This is a genomic window from Sorangiineae bacterium MSr11367 (genome assembly GCA_037157805.1).
Classification (GTDB): domain Bacteria; phylum Myxococcota_A; class Polyangia; order Polyangiales; family Polyangiaceae; genus Pendulispora; species Pendulispora rubella.
The window spans coordinates 10,998,948-11,019,494 of record CP089983.1 but is presented as its reverse complement, the minus strand read 5'-3'; the positions used below and the strand labels follow the sequence as shown (position 1 = coordinate 11,019,494).

Annotated in this window: 17 protein-coding genes; 8 read left to right on the top strand and 9 right to left on the bottom strand. The window is 67.1% G+C overall.

Annotation, left to right across the window (positions count from 1 at the left end):
- Positions 1–4: 4 nt before the first annotated feature.
- Both LVJ94_42715 and LVJ94_42710 read left to right on the top strand, forming a co-directional pair.
- Positions 5–2,719, top strand: a complete 2,715-nt coding sequence (locus tag LVJ94_42715; protein ID WXB03604.1) for a HEAT repeat domain-containing protein — start codon at positions 5–7, stop codon at positions 2,717–2,719.
- Positions 2,716–3,498, top strand: coding sequence for an enoyl-CoA hydratase-related protein (locus tag LVJ94_42710; GenBank protein ID WXB03603.1), 783 nt, complete (start codon positions 2,716–2,718; stop codon positions 3,496–3,498). The genes LVJ94_42715 and LVJ94_42710 overlap by 4 nt, the downstream gene beginning before the upstream one ends.
- Positions 3,499–3,552: 54 nt before the next feature.
- Here the strand turns inward: LVJ94_42710 and LVJ94_42705 are convergent, their stop codons facing one another.
- From LVJ94_42705 to LVJ94_42695, 3 genes are all read right to left on the bottom strand, one after another.
- Positions 3,553–4,344, bottom strand: a complete 792-nt coding sequence (locus LVJ94_42705) for a hypothetical protein (GenBank protein WXB03602.1) — start codon at positions 4,342–4,344, stop codon at positions 3,553–3,555.
- The gene (locus tag LVJ94_42700; GenBank protein ID WXB03601.1) at positions 4,341–4,973 is read right to left on the bottom strand and encodes an RNA polymerase sigma factor; all 633 of its coding nucleotides are present in this window, start codon (positions 4,971–4,973) and stop codon (positions 4,341–4,343) included. Before LVJ94_42700 ends, LVJ94_42705 begins: the two co-directional genes overlap by 4 nt.
- Before the next feature lie 61 nt (positions 4,974–5,034).
- Positions 5,035–5,958 carry a hypothetical protein gene (locus LVJ94_42695; protein WXB03600.1) on the bottom strand — a complete coding sequence of 308 codons (924 nt, stop codon included), beginning with the start codon at positions 5,956–5,958 and terminating at the stop codon, positions 5,035–5,037.
- A 126-nt stretch (positions 5,959–6,084) separates the two neighbouring features.
- On the opposite strand from LVJ94_42695, the gene LVJ94_42690 reads away from it, so the two are divergent.
- Complete coding sequence (locus LVJ94_42690; GenBank protein ID WXB03599.1) at positions 6,085–7,617, top strand: acyl-CoA carboxylase subunit beta; 1,533 nt, start codon at positions 6,085–6,087, stop codon at positions 7,615–7,617.
- A gap of 115 nt (positions 7,618–7,732) precedes the next feature.
- Positions 7,733–10,246, top strand: a complete 2,514-nt coding sequence (locus tag LVJ94_42685) for a S8 family serine peptidase (GenBank protein WXB03598.1) — start codon at positions 7,733–7,735, stop codon at positions 10,244–10,246.
- Here the strand turns inward: LVJ94_42685 and LVJ94_42680 are convergent.
- Positions 10,173–11,354 carry a hypothetical protein gene (locus LVJ94_42680; protein WXB03597.1) on the bottom strand — a complete coding sequence of 394 codons (1,182 nt, stop codon included), beginning with the start codon at positions 11,352–11,354 and terminating at the stop codon, positions 10,173–10,175. The two genes, LVJ94_42685 and LVJ94_42680, sit on opposite strands and share 74 nt — an antisense overlap.
- A gap of 98 nt (positions 11,355–11,452) precedes the next feature.
- Between LVJ94_42680 and LVJ94_42675 the strand changes: the two genes are divergently transcribed.
- Positions 11,453–12,001, top strand: a complete 549-nt coding sequence (locus LVJ94_42675; GenBank protein WXB03596.1) for a hypothetical protein — start codon at positions 11,453–11,455, stop codon at positions 11,999–12,001.
- Positions 11,998–13,065, top strand: coding sequence for a hypothetical protein (locus tag LVJ94_42670; protein WXB03595.1), 1,068 nt, complete (start codon positions 11,998–12,000; stop codon positions 13,063–13,065). Before LVJ94_42675 ends, LVJ94_42670 begins: the two co-directional genes overlap by 4 nt.
- An 18-nt stretch (positions 13,066–13,083) precedes the next feature.
- Here LVJ94_42670 and LVJ94_42665 read toward each other — a convergent pair whose 3' ends face one another.
- From LVJ94_42665 to LVJ94_42650, 4 genes are all read right to left on the bottom strand, one after another.
- On the bottom strand, positions 13,084–13,566 hold the full coding sequence (locus tag LVJ94_42665; GenBank protein ID WXB03594.1) for a hypothetical protein: 483 nt from the start codon (positions 13,564–13,566) through the stop codon (positions 13,084–13,086).
- Between the two features lie 68 nt (positions 13,567–13,634).
- Positions 13,635–14,558 (bottom strand): tRNA (adenosine(37)-N6)-dimethylallyltransferase MiaA, encoded by a 924-nt coding sequence (gene miaA / locus LVJ94_42660; GenBank protein ID WXB03593.1) that lies wholly within the window; start codon positions 14,556–14,558, stop codon positions 13,635–13,637.
- A complete protein-coding gene (gene mutL / locus LVJ94_42655) occupies positions 14,548–16,419 on the bottom strand; it encodes a DNA mismatch repair endonuclease MutL (GenBank protein ID WXB03592.1) in 1,872 nt (623 codons plus the stop codon). Before mutL ends, miaA begins: the two co-directional genes overlap by 11 nt.
- Entirely contained in the window at positions 16,416–17,018 is a 603-nt protein-coding gene (locus LVJ94_42650) for a hypothetical protein (protein WXB03591.1), read from the bottom strand. Before LVJ94_42650 ends, mutL begins: the two co-directional genes overlap by 4 nt.
- Positions 17,019–17,213: 195 nt before the next feature.
- Here LVJ94_42650 and LVJ94_42645 point away from each other — a divergent pair, with 195 nt between their 5' ends.
- Together LVJ94_42645 and LVJ94_42640 are read left to right on the top strand one after the other, a co-directional pair.
- On the top strand, positions 17,214–18,101 hold the full coding sequence (locus tag LVJ94_42645) for a HEAT repeat domain-containing protein (protein WXB10801.1): 888 nt from the start codon (positions 17,214–17,216) through the stop codon (positions 18,099–18,101).
- Positions 18,098–19,915: a PQQ-binding-like beta-propeller repeat protein gene (locus LVJ94_42640; GenBank protein ID WXB03590.1), complete on the top strand. Its 1,818-nt coding sequence runs from the start codon at positions 18,098–18,100 to the stop codon at positions 19,913–19,915. Before LVJ94_42645 ends, LVJ94_42640 begins: the two co-directional genes overlap by 4 nt.
- Here the strand turns inward: LVJ94_42640 and LVJ94_42635 are convergent.
- Positions 19,912–20,544 carry a YkgJ family cysteine cluster protein gene (locus LVJ94_42635; GenBank protein ID WXB03589.1) on the bottom strand — a complete coding sequence of 211 codons (633 nt, stop codon included), beginning with the start codon at positions 20,542–20,544 and terminating at the stop codon, positions 19,912–19,914. The genes LVJ94_42640 and LVJ94_42635 overlap by 4 nt on opposite strands.
- Positions 20,545–20,547 lie beyond the last annotated feature (3 nt).

The following is a 20,547-nucleotide window of genomic DNA, read 5'->3' as shown; positions in this document are numbered from 1 at the left end:
ACCGATGTCCCTCGAGCACCGCGTTCATGCTGGTTGCGGGTGTGGTTTCCGCAATCTTAATTTCCTGTCTGAATCCAAGGAGTTCGGCGAGAAGGGGGCGCTTCGTCCCTTTGCCCTGAGCGGGACCGCGCGTCACTTCGAACGCGATCGGCCCTTCGCCGTCGACCATTTGAAGCTCGAGCTCGAGCTCGATTTCCCGCGCAAGAGCGTATCCGGCACGGCCACATTGAGCCTTCGCCGGATCGATCCTGTATCGACGGAAATCGCACTCGATGCCATTGGCTTCGATCTGAAAAGGGTCACCGTCGATGGGCGCCCGGCGCCGTTCGTCTACGACGGCAAGGTCCTTCGCGCGGCGATTCCCGCGTCGCTCGAAGCGGGCGAGTTGGCGATCACGTACAGCGCGACGCCGCGGCGTGGGCTGTACTTCCTCGAGCCCGACGAGCACGTGCCGAATCGTCCGCGGCAGGTGTGGAGCCAGTGCCAGGAGGAGGACGCGCGCCACTTCCTGCCGTGCCACGACAAGCCGCACGTGAAGATGACCACCGAGATGATCGTGACGGTGCCGAACGGCAACGACGTGCTCTCGAACGGCGAGCTGCTTTCGAAGGAGACGCCCGCGGAAGGGGCCTGGCGTTTTCATTGGAAGATGAACGCCCCGCACCCGAGCTATCTTCTCACCTTGGTCGCGGGCGAGTTCGCGGAGCTGAAAGACAGCGCCGGCACCGTGCCGCTGACGTACCTGGTTCCGAAGGGCCGTGAAGGTGATGGCGAGGCGACGTTCGCGCGCACGCCCGACATGGTGAACTACTTCGGCGAGCTCACCGGCGTGCCGTACCCGTGGAACAAGTACGCGCAGGTCGTGGTGAGCGACTTCATTTTCGGTGGGATGGAGAACACCACCGCCACGACCATGTACGAGCACATCCTGTTGGATGAGCGAGCCCGGCTGGACATCACGTCCGACGATTTGATTGCGCACGAGTTGGCGCATCAATGGTTCGGCGACTACGTCACGTGCCGCGACTGGTCCGAGGGATGGCTCAACGAAGGGTTCGCGACCTTCATGGAGCATATCTGGCGCGAGAAGCACCTCGGCCGCGACGAGTACGAGGTGGCCATCAAGGGCGATCTCGATGCGTACCTCGGCGAGGCGACGGGCCGTTACCGCCGCCCCATCGTGTGCCAGACCTACGATGCGCCGCTCGATCTGTTCGACCGGCACCTCTACGAGAAGGGTGGTCTGGTCCTGCACCTGCTCCGCCGCGAGATCGGCGACACGCTCTTCTGGCGTGGCGTGGGCAACTACCTGCGCCGGCACGGACGCGGTGTGGTGGAGACGCGCGACTTGATGCGCGCCCTGGAAGAGGTCAGCGGTCGCAGCCTCGGGCAGCTCTTCGACCAGTGGGTGTACCGGCCGGGGCACCCCGAGCTCGAGGTGCAAATTGCCTGGGACAAGAAGGTGCTCTCGGTCACCGTGAAGCAGACGCAAGCCGCGACCGACGACGTGCCGAATGTCTTCGAGTTCCCGCTGGAGCTCGTTCTCGTGGATGGTGAAGGCAAGACGCGGCGCGAAAGCCTGCGCGTCTCGCAGCGCGCCGAGACGTTTACCTTGCCGGTGGAGGAGCGACCGAGTTTCGTGGTGGTCGATCCGGAGATGCGTGTGCTCGGCGCCGTGACGTTGAAGGTGCCGCAGGACATGCTTCGCGAGCAGCTCACGAAGGCCGAATCGGCGCGTGGGCGATGGCTGGCGGCGCATGCGCTGTCGAAGAACGACGACCCGGTGACCATCGCGGCGCTGGCGGCGCGGCTGGCGGACGAGTCGGAGTTCTGGGCGGTGCGCGCGGCGTCGGCGGAGTCGCTGGGCGACATTCGCGCGGCGGAGGGCTTCGACGTGCTGTCCGAGCACGTGAACACGGCGCACCACAAGGTGCGGCGTGCGGTGGTGCGGGCGCTGGGGCGTTTCAAGACGCCGAAGGCGGCATCGGTGCTGCGGCCCAAGGCGCTCCACGATGCGAGCTACCTGGTGGAGGCCGAGGCGGCGCGCGCGCTGGGGCATACGAAGCAGCCGTCGGTGTACGAGACACTGCTCGACGTGTTGGATCGTCCTTCGTGGGCGGACGTGATTCGCGTCGGCGCGATCGACGGGCTGGCGACGTTGCGCGACGATCGCGCGCTGCCGCACTTGATGTCGCGCACGCGCTACGGCCATGCCACGCGGGCGCGTCGTGCGGCGATTCTGGCGTTGCCCAAGGTCTCGGGCGATCGCAAGGCGCGCGAGGCCCTGGAGGAGCTGCTCGACGACGGCGATCCGCACCTTCGCGTCGACGTGGCGCGGGCGCTGGCCGACTTGGGCGACACGAAGGCGCGCGGTGCGCTGCGTGCGCGCCTCGAGATGGATCTCGATCCACGGGTGCGCCGGCGCATCCGTGAGGTGCTGCGCGATCTCGGGGGTGACTCGAAGCGCGCGCTGGACCAGGTGCGCGAGGAGCTCGAAAAGATGCAGAACGAGCACTCCGAGCTGAAGTCGCGCCTGGCGCTGCTCGAGGCCAAGCTGGGCGAGGCGTCGAGCACGCGCGGGCCCTTGCCGAAGGGCACCAACGGTGCGAATGGGAGCGCCACGAAGGCGCTGAAGGCGGACAAGAATGGCGTCAGCGCGAAGAAGGCGCCCGCCAAGGCGAGCAGCAAAAAGGCGAAGCCGGCGCGGAGGTCCCGATGAGCGAGCCCATTCGGGTCGAGCGGCGCGGCAAGGTGGCCATCTTCACGATCGACCGCCAGGACCGGATGAACAGCCTCTCGCGCGATACGCTCTCCGCCTTCGGGCGGCTCGCGCGCGAGGCGGCGGTCGACGATTCGGTGCGCGCGATCGTCGTCACCGGCGCGGGGGACAAGGCCTTTTGCGCGGGGGCGGACCTCAAAGAGCGCCACAAGATGGACGAGAACGACGTGCGCAAGCAGATCGAGCTCTATCGCTCCGAGCTGGGGCCGCTCGATCGATCGCCGAAGCCCGTGGTGGCCGCCATCAATGGCCTGGCGCTCGGCGGTGGGTTGGAGCTGGCCCTGCTCTGCGATCTCCGCGTGGCGGCCTCGCACGCGACGCTGGCGTTGCCAGAGACCTCGCTGGGCATCATCCCTGGCGCGGGCGGCACGCAGCGTTTACCGCGCCTCATTGGCGAGGCGCGGGCCAAGGAGATGATCCTTCTATGCCGGCGCTTGTCGGCCCAAGAGGCCCTGGAGTGGGGCCTGGTGAACCGCGTCGTCCCCAAGGACGCGAACCTGATCGACGACGTGCTCGCGTGGATCGAGCCCATCTCCGACGGAGCGCCGCTCGCACAAGCCGCCGCACTTCAAGCGATCGATCGCGCCCACGACACGACGTTGGAACTCGGCCTCGAGCTCGAAAAGGTGAGCTACGACTCCGTCCTCGTCAGCGAAGATCGCCGCGAGGCCTTGGAAGCCTTCGCCAACAAGCGAAAGCCCCAATTCCGCGGGAAATAGTGATCGCCGGCATCTTGCCGGCGGTCCATAACGCGCTTTAGCGCGCGGATCGCTCTAATTGGATCTTGCGAGGGCGTGGTTCGGGTAGCGGCTGCGCAACGTGGTGTCGAGTTGTGCGGCCTCGGGATCGCGGCCGAGGGCGCGCAAAGCGCGGGCCTCGATGGAGAGCTCTTCGGGCTCGAGGTTGCGCCCTTCACGGCGCGCTGCTTGGACCGAGACGAGCGCGGTCTGCGGATCGCCGCGCAACAAGGCGCTGCGGGCTTCGCTGACCAACGAGGCTTCGCGCAGCAGCGTGTCGTCCGACGAGGCTTGGCTCGTGAGCGACGCGCGGGCCACCGGGCGGTATGCGGCGGAGGCTTCGTCTTTGGCGGTGAGTTCCACCGTGGAAGGCGAAGGGGCCGCGGTGCCGTTGAACCGGGCGGGGAACGACGGCGCATTGAACGAGACGGAACCCTCGTCGTACGTGATGACCGGGCGCGGATCGGTCTCCTCGAGCAACGCGGGAGGCGTCATGCGATGGCGCAGAGCACCCGCCGCGACGGAGAGAACGACCGCGGTTCCGAGGAGTGCCCCGCCGATGGCGAGCTTCGCGGACGCGAGCGCGGCGCCGAGGCCCGGTTTGGCCGCCGCGGCGGCGGCTTGCGGGACCCACGCGCTGGGGTTCGTCGCGATGACCGCGGCCGGCTTCGCGACGGTGGCGGCAGCGGTTCCGAGGCCCACGGCGGCTGCGGGGAGAATCGCCTTTTCGAGATTTTCCCACATGTTGTCGCGCGCTTTGGGCGACGGAGCATCGCCGCGTGCGAGCACGAGCATCTCGCGGGTTTCATGCGAAAGATCGCGACTCATGCTCCACCTCGCAGCGGGGATAGGTCGCGTTTCAGCGCGAGTTCGAGCTCGGCGCGTGCCACGCGAAGGCGGGAATAAACGGTGTTCACGGAGATGCCCAGCGCGCGCGCAATTTCGGGAGCCGTTTGCTCCTCGATCTCGTAGAGAACCAAGACCGCGCGCTTGTCGAGTTGGATGCTCGCCAGTGCGCGATCGAGGCGAGCGAGACGCTCCCTTCGCGAGATCGATCCCGTTTGATCCGCTTCGATCGATTGGCGCGCCATGGCCGCTCCGCCATCGGCATCTTCCGGATGCCGGCGGCGATGCCGGCGCGTGTCTGCGGCCACGCGCAATGCAATTTGAAAGAGCCAAGCGCGCGCGCCGAACCCGCGATCGACGAACTCGGCGAAGCGGCGATGCGCAACGACGAAGACCTCCTGGGTCTTGTCCTCGAGATCGGCCTCGGGCACGCCGAGGCGACGCAGGTTGCGCCAGATGAAGTCGACCTCTTTCTCGTACAGAGCGCGGAAGCTCAGGTCGATGCCGGACTGCCGAGGTCTTTCCACCTTCGACTCCGGGGGAAGATCATCGGCCTCTGCCACGTCTGCCTGTGCGAGCGGGCTGGAGAGAGCAACGAGACGTCCACTCACATCGGCCTCCTTCTGTGACTCGAAAGAACCTGACATCGCCCAGACCTTTTAGCATCTTTCGTCATCGCGCCCTCCAGACGATCGCCATCTCCGCGCGGCCGCCGACGGGAAGCCCCTCAGCAATGCGCATCAATCCTTCGGCGCGTACCTCTGCGACGAAATCGTTGGCAAATTCACCCCGCAAACCGATGCCGGGGCCGAATGCGCCGTACGCCAAGGTGTGCGCCTCACGCGTTTGGGTCCCACTGACATTTAGAAATCCGCCCTCGCCGCCGCCGCAGATGTCCACCGCGAGACCTTTGCGGTCCAAGTAGAACCCGGGCATGCGCAAGCACACATCGACGCGCGCGGTTCCGAGGTCGCGGCTTTCCTCACCCACGCTTTGCAGAGGGCGAAAGTTACGGCCGTACGAGAGTCTCGGGCGGAAAAACACGCCCGCGGGCAACTCCGCGACCAGGAAGATCGAGCCGCCGGCGAGCGCTCCGCTGTCGCCGGCGTTCATGAGGAACGTGGACGCGCCCAGTTCCAGGCTGCGCGAATCCGGCGGGTGTCTCAAAAACAGCGCTTGCTCGGGGTAGGGACCTTCGGCGTGCTGCGGCGTAGGCCAAACCGGAGCGGTGACCGGATCCGGTGGCGGAGGCGAACTCGTCACGCGCTTCTCCGCCGCGGCGGGCTTGGACGGCTCCTCCTTCGCCGGAGCCGGTCGCGCCTGGGCGTCTTGCTGATCGAGTACGAGCGAAGCCCACACGCCGATGGCCCGTGCGAGCGGCGCGCACGATTCTCCGCGCACCGAAAAGTCGCGGCTTGCGACGACGGCGCCGCTCGGGTCGGACAGCTCACCACGGGCACGCAGCGCCGTTTTCTCGCGACGGACGCCAACGCGCATCGTCCAGCCCGCATCGGGGGCGCTGGATTGCTTCAGTGCGTCGACAAAAAGAGCTTCGGCCGCATCCCGTTCGACACACGGGGCGGGGCGTTCAATCACGACACGAGGGGGCAACGGAGCCTGCACCGGACAAACGTACAATGACCGCAGAGGCTTTGCTCCGTCACCCGTCGATAACTTTTTCCCCACTTCAACTTAGCTTGGCGGCCCACTACTCTCCGCCGCATGCCGCGCGAGAAGAAGCTCAAGGAAACGCTGTCCCGGGTCGAAAAGGGAGGCGCCGAGAAGTACCACCGCAAGAACGCCGAGACGGGCAAGCTGTTCGCGCGCGATCGCATCGCGCGCCTCATCGATGCTGGCTCGTTCGTGGAAGACGCTGCGCTGGCCAACAACCTGGAGTCGGACTTGCCCGCCGATGGCGTGGTGACCGGAACCGCGAAGATCGGTGGCCGCACCGTGGCCATCATGGCCAACGACTCCACCGTCAAAGCCGGCTCCTGGGGCCGCCGCACCGTGGAAAAGATCCTGCGTATCCAGGAAACGGCGATGAAGCTCGAGCTTCCGCTTTTTTACCTGGTCGACTCCGCCGGGGCGCGCATCACCGATCAGATCGAGATGTTCCCCGGCCGCCGGGGCGCAGGGCGCATCTTCTACAACGAAGTACAGATGAGTGGGCACGTTCCGCAGATCTGCTTGCTCTTCGGGCCCAGCGCCGCCGGTGGCGCCTACATCCCTGCCTTCTGCGACGTGGTGGTGATGGTCGACGGCAACGCGAGCATGTACCTCGGCTCCCCGCGCATGGCCGAAATGGTCATCGGTGAGAAGGTCACCCTGGAAGAGATGGGTGGCGCCAAGATGCACTGTTCGGTCTCCGGCTGCGGCGACGTGCTGGTGAAGACCGAAGAAGAGGCCATCGACTGGGCGAAGAACTACTTCGGCTACCTACCCTCGACGAGCGCGGAGAAGCCTCCGGTGCGCGAGTCGCGGGCGCCCAAGTCGAGTGGCAAGAAGCTGAGCGAGATCGTGCCGCCGGACGAGAACAAGCCGTTCGACATGATGCACGTCATCCACGAGATCATCGACGAGGGCTCGTTCTGCGAGATCAAGAAGCTCTTTGCGAAGGAGCTCATCACGGGCTTTGCCCGCATCGGCGGCAAGACGGTGGGCATCGTGGCCAACCAGCCCAAGTGGCTCGGCGGCGTGCTTTTCGTCGACTCGGCCGACAAGTCCGCGCGCTTCATCTGGCTTTGCGATGCGTTCAACATTCCGATTCTCTTCTTGGCCGACGTGCCCGGCTTCATGATCGGCACCAAGGTGGAGAAGCAGGGCATCATCCGCGCGGGCGCAAAGATGATCGCCGCGGTCAGCGAGGCGACGGTGCCCAAGCTGAGTGTCGTGGTGCGCAAGGCTTACGGCGCGGGGCTTTACGCGATGTGCGGGCCGGCCTTCGAGCCCGACGCCTGCATCGCGCTCGCCAGCTCGTCGATTGCCGTCATGGGGCCGCAGGCTGCGGTCAACGCGGTTTATTACAACAAGATTCAGGAAGTGCCGGAGGGCGACGAACGCAAGGCGTACGTGGCCAAGCTGCAAGAAGAGTATCGCGCGGACGTCGACTTGATGAAGCTCGCCTCCGAGCTCGTGGTGGACGCCGTGGTGCCGGGCGAGCTTTTGCGCGACGAGATTCTGGCTCGCTTCGAGCGCGCGGAGAGCAAGCGCGAGGTTCGTTTGACGAAGAAACACTTGGTTCCGCCGGTCTAAAAATATGAACACCCCCCCTCCCCGACCCTCCCTTTGCGTTGAAAGTCGGCCGCCGCGAGCGGCGGACCTCCGAGGGGGAGGGGGCCGTACTGGCCTTCTCGCCTTCGCTCTTACCTTGTTGGTCCCTGTCGCGGCGGTCGCGGATCCGGTGCATCCGGAGGCGGCAGGGATTTTGCGCGTGCTCGGGCCGCGTGCGGTGCGCACGTTGGCACCTGCCCGCGCGCAGGTGCCCGGAGGGGCGCAGCTTGGAGCCCTGGTGGCGATACCGCGCAGCGAAACGGCGGCATCGCTGGGGGTCGAGCCTTTTGCACCCGGCATCGGGCGCGTGTCGGGCACGCCGGAGCGCCTCATCGCGTTCTCGCAGGCGCACCCCGGCGTGCACATGGAGGTGACCACGCCGCTGCACACGTTGATGTCGGTCGCGCGGGGCACCGTTCAGGCCGATCGCGCGTACGACACCTTGGGCGCGGACGGCGCGGGCACGTTGGTGGGCGTGGCCGACACGGGCATCGACGTGAGCCATCCGGAGTTCCTCGACGAGACGGGGCACTCGCGCATCGCGTGGCTGCTCGACATGTCCGTGGCGCCGGCCGGGCTGCATCCGGATCTCGAGGAGAGGTTCGGCATCAAGAATGCGGACGGCAAGGTCGTCGCTGGCGCGGTGTACAGCGCGAAGGAGATCGATCAGCTCATTGCCGACAAGAAGCCGCTGCCGAACGACGCCGTCGGTCACGGCACCCACGTTTCGTCGATCGCCGCGGGCGATGGTGACGATCTCGGTAAGAGAGGCTTGTACCGCGGGATGGCGCCCAAGGCGCGCCTCATCGTGGCGGGCCTCGGCGGAACGGCGACGGGCATCAGCAACGACGACCTGGTTCGCGGTGTCTCCTTCGTCTTCGATCGCGCGGACGCGGAGAAGCAGCCGGTGGCGGTGAACCTCTCGCTGGGCGGCGACTTCGGCCCCCACGATGGTACGACCCTCTGGGAGCAAGCGCTGGCCAGCTTCGTGGGGCCGACCCATCCGGGTCGCGCACTGGTTGCGGCAGCAGGTAACAGCGGATCGATCGGCGGCGATGCGATCCACCAGAGCGTGCACGTGGCCAGTGGTGCGACGGTGCGCGTGCCCATCACGACCGAAGGCGCCAGCGACGGTGGCGTGCAGGTGTGGGTCACCTTGCGGGGCGGCGCCAATTTGAAGATTGGCCTCGACTCCCCCAGCGGCACGTGGATCTCGCCGATCGGCGATGGCCAAACGAGGGGCAAAAAAGGCGACAACGACGACTACGAGGCGGGGGTCATCTACGGCAGCACGGCGACGGACAGCCCGGTGCCGGCAGGCTCGCGCGGCGCCGTCGTACTGTGGTCTGGAAAATGGCCCAAGGGTACGTACTACGTGACCTTCACCGGTGAGGGCACTGCCGATCTGTACCTCGGTCGCACCGGCGACGTGCAGACGATCAACCCGGCCACCTTCGCCGCGGGCTTGCGTGAAGGCACCATCAATTTGCCCGGGACGCATCCGTCGATTCTCTCCGTCGGCTGCACGGTCAATCGGCCGAATTGGGTCAGCATTGCCGGTGGCAAGGTTGGCGTGCGCGTCCCCGTGCTCGATGCGGCGGGCGGGATGGTGGACGCGTCGAAAGAGCTCATTCCGCCCACCGAAGGCGATGCGTGCTGGTTCTCCAGCGCGGGGCCCAACGTGAACGGCGTGGCCAAGCCCGAGATCTCCGCGCCCGGCGCCGGCATCATTGCGGCCATGAGCAGCGGCGCACCGCCCGGGAGCGATCGCAGCATGTTCACCACCTCGTGCCCTCCGGTGCATGCGGGGCAGAACGACCGCGATCCGCGATGCTTCCAGATCGACGAGACGCACGCGGTGGCGATGGGAACGTCGATGTCGGCGCCCATGGTCACCGGCGCGATTGCGCTGTTGCTCCAGCGCGATCCGACGCTGACGCAGGACAAGATCACCGCGTTGATCCAGGCCGGTGCGCATCGCTTCCGCCCCACGCCGAACACGCGCTTCGAGGACCAAGGCGGACCGGGCGAGCTCGATGTGGTGGGCGCGCTCGATGCCCTCGAGCAGACGAAGAACCCGTCGCTGGTGCTTCCGAGCGTGGAGACCAGCTGGATCGCGCTGGGTGCGGATTACGCGGCCGCCGACGGCTCGACGCCGCTCACGGCGATCCTGGAGCTGCGCGGCGCCGATGGGCAGCATCGCGCGGACCAGTTCGAGGAAGCGCGGCTGCAACCGCGCGTGGAGATCAACGGCACGCCGATCGAGACGGCGCCCACCGTGGCCCGTCGCGGGCCGGGCCTCTGGTCGTACACGGTGAACGTGCCCGCGGGGCGTGGTGGCGCGCGGATGCTCCTGGGGGCCACCTTCGACGGGGCCGACATCGTCACGCCGAAGGTCGTTCCCGTTTCGGCCGATCTCTGGGTGGCGCACTATCCTTCGTCGGCAAAGGGCGGATGCACCGTGGCCATGGCCGGCATGCCCTCGCCCTCGTACAGTTGGCTCGTGTGGGCCGGCGGTGCATTCGCAGCGCTGGGAATCACTCTGCGGCGAGCGTCAGGCGCCAACCGTGGGGCTCCCAAACGGCATCGTCCGGATCGAACGGCGGGGTGAAATCGCCGGCGTTGGTCCCCACCACGACCAGCGTGTCCGTCGCATCGAGATCGACGATGGAGCCCTGCGTCTCGGTGGCCCGCTCGGCGGAAGCCACCGGGATGCGGGCGATCTCGCGGCCGCCCGCATCGAGCTTCACGACGCTCCAGCGCATCTTCGCATGCTCTTCCCAGATGGCCTCGACGCGCAGCCGCGCCCCCGGCGGAGCCCCGGCGCGGCGTACGACCACGTAGGCGCTGCCGGTGGGGGCGGTGGGATCGCGCGGGGCGAGGCGTCGCGGCTTCGCGGGCCAATCGATCTGCCAATCGGTGCGCGGTGCGATGCCCGCGCTGGGAAGAACGCGCCCGACGGCGAAGCCGAGCAGCAGATCGTCCAAGGTGGAGCCCGAGCTGAGGGCGTTCTTGAAGCTACTGCGAAGGATCTCGAACGTGTCGGTCTTGCCGGGGCTCAACGCCCAGATCGCGCGGACGATGCTGCCCGGTTGCTGGCCGAAGCCATCGTCCATCCAGTCGTAAAAGAGGGACGCTCCTTGCGCATACGTCATCCCCACGGTGGGGGCGAACTCGGGCCACGCATCCGGAAGGGCGCGTTCCGGGTGCGCTTGAAACGTCGCGCGCGCGGTCGTTTCGGGGGTGATGCACGGACTGAGCGCATGGGCCAGCGACTCGGTTTGGGCTTCGGCGCTTCCGGCGTCCATGTTGGGGCTCACGCGAAAGGTGATGGCGCGCAAAAGACCACGCGCGATGGCGTGGGTGCGCGCGCACCCCGTGAGGTGCGCATCCAACGAGGTGAATGCGCTGGCGCGATCGAAGCTCGCGATGGGGTCACGCTCGTCCAACACGGTCGAGGCGTCTTGGGACGCGCCGTCGACGAGGTACACGTCGTACGCGCCCGTGGTCGGCGATGGGTCGGGTGGTGGCAGTGCGAGTGGCCCCGTGGCGCCATCCCACGCGCGCTCCGTTTCGTCCAGCACGGTCAACACCGTGTTTGCCGGTGTGGTGGGTTTTGCGTGCACACAGAGCGGGTGCCGGAAGGAGCAAGCCTTCAGCCATCCGGCGTCTGCGGCAGGCCGTGCGGGAATTTGCCAGGCGAGCAGCGTGGTCGCCATGGCCACGATATTTCGCATCCGTAACGAATATCCCGGCGAAAAGCTTTTGAACAAGGCGTTCCAAGCGCATGAAACGCGCGCTATAGATCGAGGTGGCCATGTCGTCTGACCTTTCCCACGTGGTGGACTTCGATTTGGCGCGAGGCAGCGTGAGCGCGATGGGGGCAGAACGGGCGGTACTCGTGCCGGTCGAAGCCCTGTACGACCTCGTGTCCGCGGCGGAGCCGGAAGCCGTGGCATCGGTAGCCAAAGGAATCGGTCAATCCATGGGGGAGAGGATCGCAGCACGATTCGGAGGTACCTCTGGTGTGCGCGGAGCATCGCTGGACGCGATGATCAACACCGTCGCACTCGAATTCAGCGTGGCCGGTCTCGGTGCATTCGGCATCGAGCGCTGGGGCAAGGCCATGGTGCTCGTCGTCGAGCATGCTCCTCGCATCGGCGGCGGCTTCATCGCGTCGCTCCTCGAGGGCGCCCTTTCCACGGCATCGCAGACGGAGGTCTCGTGCATGGTCCTCGCGGCCGGTCCGGTGCAGCGCATCCTGGTGGCCAGTCGCGACGCGATTGATCGTGTGCGGACCTTCATGGCCGAGGGCACCTCGTGGGCGGACGCGCTTTCGCGTCTCCAGGGGCGGGGCGGCGCATGACCACCAAGGGGGATCGTATCGGACGCCTCGAGGCGCTCCTCGAGAAGATCCGGCAGAGAAGCGCTCAGCCGCGTGGCCTGAACGGCGTCTCTTCCGGCAGCGTCGCGCAGTGGGCTCCGGAGGATACGGAAATCCGCATCAGCACGACCTTCGACGATCCGGAGACGTTCGCGGCCGAGGTGGCCTTTACCGCCGGTGCCGTGGCGGAGGTCGACGGTGCTGCGGAGGTCGAGCCGCCGCTGCCCGTAGAGCCGGAAGACGAAGAGGGACCGCCGCGGTTCTCCGACGAGATCGTGGAGGACGGCCGCATTTCGGATCTGGTCACCAGCGGGCGCCTCTCGGAGTACGACGATATCCAGGACGACGTCCAAGACGAGCCGGAGTCGTTCCCAGCGAACATGCTGGACGAGTACGAGGTGAGCGAGGACGTGGTGGAGATCCACGTCGACGCCGACGACGACTCGGTGCGTACCTCGGTCGAGGTGTCCGCGCTGGACGTGCCCGTGATGGACGCGCCTGCGGTGGACGGCGCGCCGTTCGAGCTTCCTCCCATCGAAGCGGAGCTTCCCCCCGTCGTAGCCACGGTGGACCTGCACGAAGTGCCCTCCGGGGCGCGCGTGGCAGGTGCGAGCGGTGTCGTTTTGACCGATCCGGACGAGATGATCGTCAACGAGTCGGAGCTGGAGCGCATCTCGGTGGGGGTCACTGTCGAGGTCGACGAGACACCGTCGTCCTCACGGCGTGCGATCCTCGAGGAGGGCGAAGCCGCCCCCGTCTCGGAAGAGCCCCCGATGACGCCGCCCCCGGCGTCGGGCAAGCAGGTTGCGGCCGACTACAGCTTCGACGCGGCGGCGGAGACGCTGCACCCCGTGGGGCCAATCGAGTCCCCGCAGCGTGATCCACTTCCGCCCACCTACCCGGAGCAGGACGAGGCCAGGGCGCTGGAGCACGCGGCGGAGGCGGAGCTGGATGTTCCGCGACAGATCTGGAAGGCCACGAGCCCTCCGCCGCAGGTGGAGCCCGAGACATTCGGCGCGTGGCTGGATGCGACCATGTCGCTGTGAGCCGAGCAGCTCGAGCGGCTAGACCATCTCGAAGAAGCGGGAGTGAATGGCGACGGCGGCGAGAAGCCCTACCTCTTGCCCAATGTCGTCTTTGGTCACGACGCTGAATTTGTCGCGGACGCTGCGGACCTTGGAAATCTCGATGGCGATGTTGCCGCCGGCGTCTTTGCACTGAAAGACACCGCTAAACACGCCACCGTCGGCGGTGTACTCCCGGTCGCCGATCTTGAGGGCGAGCTTCTTCTTCAGCGCGATGGCGGGGAAGTCCACCGTTGCGAGCTCTTTGCCGTCTGCGCCGAGAACGTGAAACTGCGTCTTGGCGAAATTTCCACGGAGCGTGGCCAGCTCTTTGCCGTTCGTACCCTCGACCAACGAGAACAAGGGAGTGGGGCTCATCAGCGTTCCCTTGATGGTCAGAAGCACGTCTTCGGATCCCGGTGCGGTCACGTCGTAGTTGGTTGCGAGCGACATGAAGCGCTGGGTGACTACAAATTGAGACATAGAGGGTGCCTCCCCATGACAAATTTACAACACGAGGCCTTAACTTATCGCACAGCTCGCTCCCTTAGTCACGTCCCCAGACGGATGACGGGTGCGTGGTTCAACCACGTGCGCTGACGCCTCGCAAAAACCCGGGTTGCGCGAACGATCGCGATTTTCAGCTCTTCTTGCGGAAGCTGACCCGTCAGGTGCATGGCGACCTGTCGGTAGCCCACGGAGCCCATCGCGCGTGTGTCGCCATAGCCCCGCGCGCGAAGGGCCGCGACTTCGTCGATCCAACCGCCCGCGAGCCATGCCTCGACCCGCGCGGTGATGCGATCGGTCAGCACGTCGGGCGGATAGAGGATGGCGAAGAGGTGCGCGCGGTAGCGCTGCGGCAGGAACCCATGGGACTCTTGGTGGCCGCTCAGGCACTGGCCCGTGAGTTCGAAGACTTCGAGCGCGCGGCTGACCCGTACGACGTCGTTGGGGTGGAGGCGCGCGGCACTGGGTGGGTCGACCTCCTTGAGGCGGTCGTGAAGCGCGGTGCGGCCTTGTTCGAGCACGAGGGTGCGATGGCGTTCGCGGATCGCTTCGTTGGCGGCGGGGCTCGGTGCGAGGCCGTGCAGCAAGGCGCGCACCCAGAGGAAGGTACCGCCGCAGACGATGGGGCGCTTGCCGCGTGCACGGATGTCGCCGATGGCGCGATCAGCCATCTCCACGAAGCGCGCGGCGTCGATGGCCTCGAGGGGATCTTGGACGTCGATGAGGTGGTGGCGGGCTTGCGCGCGCTCCTCGGCGGTGGGCTTGCCCGAGCCGATGTCGAACTCGCGGTAGATCTGGACGCTGTCGGCGCTGACGATTTCGCCGTCGAGGGCTTCGGCGAGGCGGATGGCCAGGGAGGTTTTGCCGCTGGCGGTCGGGCCGACGATGACGGGAAGCGACTCGGGATCCGCTTGAAGCGTGGCGAGGGCGAGGTCCAGCCAGCGCGTGAGGTTCGGCTCAGCGTCCAACCCGCCGCTCCAATTCGGCGAAGGTCAAGTGCATGACGATGGGACGGCCGTGCGGGCAGTGCCCGGAGAAGTCGATCCCTTCGAGCGAGGCGAGGAGTGCAGTGGCCTCCTCGGGAGAAAGCGTATCGCCTGCGCGGACGGAGGCGTGGCAGGCCATGGTGGCCAGGACGAGGTCGGCCGCGCCACCGAAGGGGCGATTGGCCTGGCGGGTCAGTTCGGCGACGAGGTCACGGACGAGGCGCTCGGGGTTGGCGCGCACGAGCAATTTCGGTACAGCGTGTACCGCAACGGCGTTGGTGCCGACGGCGCGGACTTCGAGGCCGACGGCTGCGACATCCTCGGGCCGCTCTTCGAGGGCCGCGACCTCCACCGGGGAGAGCTCGACGACCTCGGGCACCAAAAGCCGCTGCATGGCCACATCCCGTGCGGCAAAGGCTTTGCGCAGCCGATCGAAGGTCACCCGTTCCGCGGCTGCGTGCTGATCGACGATGTAGAGCCCATCGACGCCTTCGCAGAGCAAAAAGGTTTTTCGAACTTGGGCCAAAAACCGCAGCGGTGGCCGATTGGCGAAGAGTGAATCGGCTTCGACGGGGGTGGCCGTCCAGGCTGCGTTCCCCGCTGCACCCCCCCACCCCAACCCTCCCGGCGCCTCGGACCCGCCCACCCCGGGAGCCGATACGGCAGGCGTCAGCTCCGAGATCGACGTTTCGGCTCCCTCCCCCTCCGGGGGAGGGTTGGGGTGGGGGAGACGTTCGGGCGCGCCCGCATAACCATGCTCCCGCGGCGTAAATTCCCGAATGGGATACGCCGCGGCTCGTGACGCGGCGGGCGGCGGGAGCCAAGGCCGCGTGGGCGGCCCCAAGGCCGGAATCGCGAAGGCCTGCGACGTCACCCCGTAGAGCTCTCGCGTCAACGCATCGCACAGCGCCCGCGCGTCCGTGAAACGCACCTCCGCTTTTTGCGGGTGCACGTTCACGTCCACCATCTCGGGCGGAAGCTCCAAGTAGACGACGCCCACCGGAAAGCGCCCCGCCTCCAGCACCGATCCAAACGACTGCGCCACGGCCCGCGACAACATCCGATCGCGCACCGGCCGTCCGTTCACGAAGAGGTGAAGCCCCGTGGCACCCGCGCGCGCCTTCTCCGGCGCCAACAGGTACGCCTCGATCTGCAGAGGCCCGCGCTCGCCTTGGCCGTGGGCCACCCGGTCGTCGCCGAAGCCCATGACCTGCGCCACGCGCTCCGCACGCGTTGTGACCCGGAGCATCTCGCGCGCCACGCGACCATCGCGGGTCAACGTGAACGACACATCGGGACGCGCGAGCGACGCCGTCGTGACCACGTCGCCCACGTGCGCGCTCTCCGTCGCGGTCGACTTCAGGAACTTCTTTCGCGCCGGCACGTTGAAAAACAAATCGCGCACGTCGATGCTCGTTCCCACCGCGCACCCGGCCGGCTTTACCCGCGGCGTTCCTCCGCCGTCGATCTGCACCTCGGTGCCCTCGGATTGGCTGCGATCGCGAGTGATCAACACCAGCTTCGACACCGAGGCCATGCTGGGGAGGGCCTCACCACGAAAGCCGAAGGTGCGAAGGCTCGACAGATCTTCCACCCGATCGATCTTGCTCGTCGCATGCCGCAAGAGGCAGAGCGAGGCATCTTCGGGGTCCATGCCGCTGCCGTCGTCGCTCACGCGAATGCGCTGCAGGCCGCCTTGTTCGATCTCGACGCGCACCTTGGTCGCGCCGGCGTCGAGCGCATTTTCGACGAGCTCTTTCACCACGCTCGCGGGGCGTTCCACCACTTCGCCCGCGGCGATCTGGTTCGCGAGATCCGACGAGAGTTGACGGATCTTGCTCATCGCTCCGAAAAGCGACCGTTGGCGGCCTCGAAAAACTCACGCGCACGTGTGCGGGTCAGGGCAATGACGATGAAGCCGCTCAACAGCGAGCGCACGACCAGCCATCCCGTGTCGCGCATGTGGAGTATCCTCGGAACCATCGCCACGAACTGCTCGACGGATTCTAGCGCCTGAGGATCCTGTGTCGAGTCACGCATGCGTGCAGCGGTGATGGCGTTCTCGAAATTCAAACTCGCATGCCGCACGTCGGCCGCGAGGAAATGGGCCAACAGGACCAACGCGGCTTGTGCGGCCACGACTTGAATCAACGGATTGCGCGCCGCCTCGCGGCCCGACATGGCCCGCGCGGCGAAGAGTACCATCACGCCGCCGAGCAACATGCCCGCCACCGACAAGGGGAAGTAGCGGTGCCGAGCGTGGTTCATCGTGCTGTAGTAATTCTCGGCCGCTTGGGAGGCCTGCGCACGCTGCTCGTCGCTCTGGATCATCTCCGTGGTTTCGTGCGGAGCCGGACCCTCGCCGCGCAACACCATGACGGTCGTACAGCCGTTCACGAAGCCCATCGCCCCGAAGATCCACGCGATGACGAGCGCGGTCATCAAATACCAGGGCCTTCGAGGGCCTTGCGCCCTCGGCGGGACGTCGCTCGAGCGGGCACCCGGGGGTTGACTCGGTGATGAAGGGCCCATGTTTCAAGCCCGCAATAGCACACGCCACGGCGAATGCGACATGTGCCGAACGTGTCCACAGGTTGTAGAGCTCGAATAGCACATGATATTCCCGATCATGTGAGCATGCGAAGACCCTGGACTCTCGCCTGCGCCGTGGTTGGCATCGTCGCCACAGCGCAAGGCATCGCCGGTGGGGCCCGCGCCGCGGAGCCGCCCCCCGCCCCACCGAAAATCGCGCCTTCGAACGCCAGCCCGCCTGGCCCGCTTGCCCCGCGCAAGCCGCTGCCTGCGGGGACGGCGGAAAAGCTGAAGTCGGGCGAGCCCGAGCGAATCGCCGCCGCGTTGGAGGATGCTCGCCTCGCCGGAAAGGGGGCAACCTCGCTGGCCGGCGAAATCGCTGGCCTTCTCGATCGCGGGCTCAATGGTGCGCTTGCGGAATCCGCGCTCAACGCCCTCGCTGAAATCGAATCGCCGGCCTCGACGCCCAGCGTGGCCGCCTACCTTCAGCATCGCGACGCGAAGGTGCGGACCGCCGCCGCGAAGGCGCTGGCGCGCACGAAGGGCCCCGCGGCCGTCGCGGCGTTGCGCCACGCGCTGGCCGATTCGGAGGCGCCCGTTCGGAGCGCCGCCGCGACGAGCCTCGGTGTGCTGCGGGCGCGCGAGGCGGTGGGCGATCTCGCGCTGGCGCTCGATCACCGTGTCGTGGAGGCCGCTGCGCCCATCGGCCAACTTTGCAACGCCGACGAATGCGCCGATTTCCTCGCGCGCCTCGGCCGCCTCCCGCTCGATTTGGTAGAGAGCGGTCTAGAACCGATGCTCTTTCGCCCGGTGGCGGAGGTGAACGAGGACACGAAGGCCAACGTCATCGGCCGCGTGCGCGAGCTGAAGACGAACGAAGCGCACAAGTTTCTCTTGGGCATCCAAAAGCGATGGCCTGCGACGGGGTCGCCGCGCCTCAAGACGCTGATCGAACAAGCCGTCAAGGCCACCACGCGGGCGAGTGGATCGTGAAGATTGCCAAGAGCCTTCTCCTTGCCGCGGTCACCCTTTCCACCGCGTGCGGCGGTGCCTTGAACCGGGCCGATCTCTTTTCCAGCGATTGGTCCGCCGATCGCGCCCAGGGCGTCGACGCCGTGCGCAGCCGCCTCGCGGGCACGCGGCCGTCGCCCGGCACGGACATCGCCATCGGCGTCGCCGGCAACGGCGACAAGATCGTCGCGGTGTTGCTCGATAGCGGCGAGAAGTGGACCTACGCGCACCCGCTCGATGCGCGCCCCGCGATTGCGGGGCAAGTCGTCGTCGGCTCCGGCGGAGGCGAAGTCTTCGCGCTCGATGCGCGCAGTGGGAAAAAGCTCTGGGCGCGCCCCACGGGCGGCCTTCCGCTGATCGGCGCGGGCGACGATGGGCAGTACACCGTGATCACCTTCGGGCGATCGGGCGGTGCGCGCGGCTCGACGTTGCTCGCCATCGAACGCGACGGCAACGTGCGCCGGCAGATCGAGACCGACAAAGAAGTGGGCGTGCCCGCCGTGGTGGGTGGCCTCGCCTTCATTCCGTGGGGTCGGCAGTACGTCAGCGTCTTCGACGTCGTTGCGGCGGACGAGCCGGCGCGCATCCTGTTCCGCGAGCAGGTGAGCCGCGCGTGGACGCAGGGCGGGAGCGTCTACTTCGGCGAAAACAGCGTGTACCGCTTCGACGAGCGCATCAAAGATGCATCGCTGCAGAAGGCGTCGCACGTGATGCTTCCACCGCGCGAGCTCCCAGGTTCGCCGGTGCTGATGCCGCCCATCGAGGAGCGGCCGAAGCTGGTCGCCAGCGCGCGCGATCGCGTGCGCACGTACGTGCGTCCGACGACCAACGTGCAGACCACGGCGGCGACCTCCGACAAGGGCAGCGCACCGGAGCAGGGGTGGCTCGTCGTGGCCAACTCGCGCTACTACGCGACGTACTTTCGCATCATCATGGGCTTCGACGCCTCGCGCGGTGGCCTCTCCTGGGTGTACACGCACCCGACGGAGGTCATTGGTGGCGCTGCGGGCGAGGATGGTTTCCTCATCTGCGACGAGCAAGGCAAAGTCGTGTTTCTCAGCGCCAACCAGGGCGATCCGCTCGGTGAGCGCGATCTGGGCGAGCCCGTGAAAAGCTGCGTCGTGCAGGTCGACGCGCTGGCTGTGCGCGGGGGCAAGCCGGCGCGCCCGGTAGCGCTCGCCGAGGAATTGGCGGAGGCGCTGCGCGTGCCCGATCCGGAGCTGGCCACGGGCAAGCGCCTGCTCGTGCGCGAGATCGCCTCGCTGGAGGACGAAGTGGCGACCAAGGCGCTCATCGACGTGATGAACGACCCCGCGATCAGCCCCTTCGTGGCCTCCGACGTGCGCACCGCATTGGCCGCGCGCCGCAAGGGCGGGCGCTACATGCTGGCGGCGCTCGAGCGCCGCTACGACTACCTGCACAACGTGCTCAAGCCGCCGCCCGTCGGCCCCATCGCGCAATCCTTCGCCGCGATGAACGATCCCAGTGCGGCACCTCTCTTGAGCTCGCACTTGCTCGATCCGGTCACGCCGGACCAAGATCTCCAAGAGACGGCCGCCGCCCTCACCACCTTGGCCGGCCCCGCCGAGGTTCCCACCGTGAAGCAGTTCTTCGTCCTGAATTACGCTTCCGCGGCCACCGCCCCCGTCAAGGCCGCCGTCGTCAGCGCGGGCCAAATCCTCTTGAAGCACGGCGGCAAAGACGGCCGCGCCCTCGTAGATCGTGCCATCGCGAGCAAGCTCACCGCCCCCGACGTCCGCGCCAAGCTCAAAGAGCTCTACGAAGTCGTCCGCTAGCGAGCGGGCGGGTCGCCGTCGTACATCTCGAATTCCACCTCGCGCGCGTTCAAGCAGCACTCGCTTCCGACGGGGAATACCGAGCAGGCCGACGGCCGCAGTTCGTAGATGGCGCAGCGGTTGTCGTCTTCGAGATGGCGGCACCGCTTCGACTTCAAGAGCCGCAGCACCAGCTTGCCGTCCTTCTTGCGCGTGTACGGGCGCCGCAGCAGATCGGCACGCCCTGCCTTGCGGAAGCGCGCGATGTCATCCTTGTCCAGCTCGACGTAGTTGTCTCGGCAACAAGCGCCGCAGGCGAGGCAATCGAACGTGATCGCGCGTTGCGCCTCGGGCCAGACGGCGTCCCGCTCGGCGCGCCGTCGCACGATGTCGTGGCAGTCGCGCGGAATCATCGCGATGGCCAGCCCTCGGTATGGCCCGCTGGGCATCTTCTTCCAGCGGCTCTTTCCCAGATCCAGCAAGGACCAGTAGTGCAGGTCCATCGGATCGTCCGCCTTGGGAACCGGAATCACCAGGCGCACCTTCCCGCCCTTTTCCCAGACCACGGCATGGCCGCCCGCGCGCACGTGTCGAGCGGCCTCGCGCGCGTAGGCTTCCTTGTACTGCCGCACCACCGGCCGAACGACCACGGT